Genomic DNA, 1,855 nt, shown 5'->3' on the forward strand with positions numbered 1-1,855 from the left:
TAAAGCATTCAGAGCTCAGTTTAGAGGTGTAAGAGATATTGATTTCTTTTTATACAGATTGACTAAGCTTTATGCCTAAACACAACTTTTGAGATTGATCCAAAAAGCCTCTATGTAAACATAGAGGCTTTTTCTTTTATATAAAAAAAGCCAGACATCACTGTCTGGCTTTCTGCTCCCCCTCTTGGGCTCGAACCAAGGACCCTCTGATTAACAGTCAGATGCTCTAACCAACTGAGCTAAGGAGGAAGGTGTGTTACCTTTATTGCGGTGCAAATATAAAACGATTTTTAAAACCTGCAAACACTATAAGCATATTTTTTACTATTTATCTATCGCACGAAGATTGCTTTGTAAATATCGTTCCCATTAGCAAATAAAAGCAAGCCAATAAGTATAAAGAAACCAACCATTTGTGCATTCTCTAAGAACTTATCACTTGGTTTTCTCCCAGAAATCATTTCATAAAGTAAAAACACTACATGTCCACCGTCTAAAGCAGGAATAGGAAGTAAATTCATCACTCCAAGCATAATAGAAAGCATTGCAGTAATATTCCAAAACACTTCCCAGCTCCAATATTGTGGGAAAATATCGTATATAGCCTTGAAACCACCTACACCTTTATAAGCTCCTGTTTCTGGTTTAACCATTTTCTTCAATTGATCAAGATAGCCAACAACCTTATCTTTACCTTTTACAATACCGACAGGGATAGATTCAATAAAAGAATACTTCTCTTGAACGATCGTATAATTTCCAAGTTTCTCGTGATTACTTATAGGAAGCATCGCAGCAAAAACAACTTGCAACTTACCTTCTTCGTTAATTTGAGCAACAGTCTTCTCGTCATTACCATTTCTTTCTACAACCACATCAACAGTAGATCCCTTAGACAATTCTAATTGTTCCATAACCATATCAGCAAAAGGAGTATCAATGCCATTGATACTTTTAATAATATCATTAGCCTTTAAATTACCTTCGTTAGGAGAATTCTCAGGAAAAGCAGTAACAATAAAAGGAACGCGCAATCCGAATAAAGGTCCTGCTTGTGCTCCACTACTTAGCTGACCTAACAAATCAGTTGGCAAATCTATTGTCAGCATTTCACCACTTCTTTCTACTTCTATTTGATGTCCCATAAGAACAGCATAACTAACATCGTTAAAATGTTCAAACTCTTTACCATCAACTTTTGCAATTCGGTCCCCATTCTTCAAACCTATATTCTTCATTAAATCCGATTGAACCCATACCCCGTGTTTCATATCCTTATTTGAAACATACAAGTCCCCATAAGCATAAGTCATTCCGATGTATATAATAAAAGCTAAAACAAAGTTCACAAAAACACCACCTAACATGATAATCAAACGTTGCCAAGCAGGTTTAGATCTAAATTCCCAAGGCTGTGGTTCACCAGCTAACTGATCAGTATCCATGCTCTCATCTACCATACCAGCAATCTTCACATATCCACCCAAAGGAAGCCAACCAATTCCGTAAACCGTATCACCAATCTTCTTTTTAAATAAAGAAAACTTAATATCAAAAAATAAGTAAAACTTTTCAACACGAGTTTTAAATAACTTAGCAGGGATAAAATGACCCAACTCGTGTAAAATAATAAGCAGCGATAAACTCAATAAAAACTGAGATAATTTAATAAGTATTTCCATTTTGTAATATTACAATCTTAACTATAAGTAGACAAAAATAGAATATTACTTTTAGTAATTCATATTTTTTTTACTATAGTAATTTATTTATCAATTCTTTCACATAAAAAAGGGGTATAAAATCAACATGACAGACAATAAAAAGGGTCAATAGCAACAAAACACATAAAAAT

The 1,855-nt window shown here is 33.9% G+C and carries 1 protein-coding gene, 1 tRNA gene and 1 pseudogene; 1 reads left to right on the plus strand and 2 read right to left on the minus strand.

Annotated elements, in window-relative coordinates:
• Positions 1–79 (plus strand): annotated as a pseudogene (locus tag GOQ24_RS16895) (transposase); the annotation flags it as partial.
• Between the two features lie 96 nt (positions 80–175).
• On the opposite strand, the gene GOQ24_RS16115 reads toward GOQ24_RS16895, so the two are convergent.
• Together GOQ24_RS16115 and rseP are read right to left on the minus strand one after the other, a co-directional pair.
• Positions 176–249, minus strand: a tRNA-Asn gene (locus tag GOQ24_RS16115).
• Positions 250–332: 83 nt separating this feature from the next.
• Positions 333–1,682, minus strand: a complete 1,350-nt coding sequence (rseP, locus tag GOQ24_RS16120) for an RIP metalloprotease RseP (protein ID WP_155091988.1) — start codon at positions 1,680–1,682, stop codon at positions 333–335.
• Between the last annotated feature and the right edge of the window lie 173 nt (positions 1,683–1,855).

The sequence above is a fragment of the Myroides sp. LoEW2-1 genome (genome assembly GCF_009767705.1).
Lineage (GTDB): Bacteria > Bacteroidota > Bacteroidia > Flavobacteriales > Flavobacteriaceae > Flavobacterium > Flavobacterium album_A.